Consider the following 901-nt stretch of genomic DNA (forward strand, 5'->3'; position numbering starts at 1 on the left):
TTCGCCTGTAAATTCTACTGAAGCATCGTACTTACACTCATCGTCACTGTAGATCGTAAGATCTGCTGGTGCTGTAAATGTTGGTGCAATGTTATCTTCTACAGTTATGATCTGTATTTGATCTGCTGCCTCATTTCCACAATCGTCTACTAATGACCATGTTCTTGTGATGATTTTCTCACCTTCACACTCACCATCAGCAACTGAATCTGAATATGTAGCTTCTGGTTTATCAGTACAATTATCATTTTCATCTGTTACATCTCCTGTGAATTCTACTGATGCATCATATGCACAAGCTTCATCTGTATAAATTACAGTATCTTCTGGTGCTTTAAATGTTGGTGCAATGTTATCTTCTACAGTTATAATTTGTACTTGATCGTCTGCTGAATTATTACAATCGTCTACTAACGACCATGTTCTTGTGATGATTTTTTCACCTTCACACTCGCCATCAGCAACTGAATCTGAATATGTAGCTTCGATATCTGTTGAACAGTTATCTGCTTCATCTTCTACATCGCCTGTTACTTCTACTGAAGCATCATACTCACATTTTGAATCTGAATATATAGTAATATCTCCAGGTGCAGTAAATGTTGGCTTAATGTTATCCTTAACAGTAATAACTTGTACTTGATCGTCTGCTGCATTGTTACATTCATCTACTAATGACCATGTTCTTGTGATGATTTTCTCACCCTCACACTCTCCATCAGTAACTAAGTCTGAATAAGTAGCTTCTAATTCTTCTGAACAATTGTCTGATTCATCTTCTACATCTCCTGTTACTTCTACAGATGCATCAAACTCACAGTTCTCATCACTGTAGATCGTAAGGTCTCCAGGTGCTGTGAACTCAGGTGCACGTGTATCTTGTACAGTAATCACTTGGCTC

At 37.6% G+C, this 901-nt stretch carries 1 pseudogene; it reads right to left on the minus strand.

From position 1 onward, the window contains the following. A pseudogene (locus RM697_RS13675) lies at positions 1–901 on the minus strand (gliding motility-associated C-terminal domain-containing protein); the annotation flags it as partial.

This window comes from Microcosmobacter mediterraneus, from assembly GCF_031846265.1.
GTDB classification, from domain to species: Bacteria; Bacteroidota; Bacteroidia; order Flavobacteriales; family Flavobacteriaceae; genus Microcosmobacter; species Microcosmobacter mediterraneus.